Source organism: Myroides sp. LoEW2-1, from assembly GCF_009767705.1.
Lineage (GTDB): Bacteria > Bacteroidota > Bacteroidia > Flavobacteriales > Flavobacteriaceae > Flavobacterium > Flavobacterium album_A.
In genome coordinates this window covers 1-423 of sequence record NZ_WSPP01000062.1, presented here as the reverse complement: position 1 = coordinate 423, position 423 = coordinate 1, and the positions used below count along the sequence as shown (strand labels likewise).

Here is a 423-nt window from a genome sequence, read left to right as displayed (position 1 = left end):
TTTCCATCATATAAGTACGCACTAAGATTATCCCATCTAGTTTGTGAGTAAGCAAAAGCTTTACCTATTTGACTTTTAGGAAGTACGAGTTTCATTTGAACAAACATATATTTACCCAGTTCATTGATGATTGGTAAGCTTTGTTCTAATCGAAGTTCTTTAATTTGCTCTGGGGTTAAGTTTTGTTCTTTTGCTTTTCTTTCTACAGCATATAGTTTTTGTATTTCTACAAGTACATGCTGTGCTTTTGTCTTATCATTGTCAAGAGCTCTTTCAAACTCACGACGAGCGTGTGCCCAACAGCCCAGATGAACTACACCAGACTTAGCTCCATAGGCTTTGTATCCGCTATAACCATCGGTTTGCAGATATCCTTTGAAGTTTTCTAATACAGGTAGTGCAGCGCTACCACTACGTGTGGGA

General features: G+C 38.1%; 1 protein-coding gene. It reads right to left on the bottom strand.

All coding sequences use genetic code 11. The features are described 5' to 3' along the window. Nucleotides 1-423: IS66 family transposase (locus GOQ24_RS04650; protein ID WP_160339208.1), on the bottom strand; the 423-nt coding region annotated here is incomplete at both ends.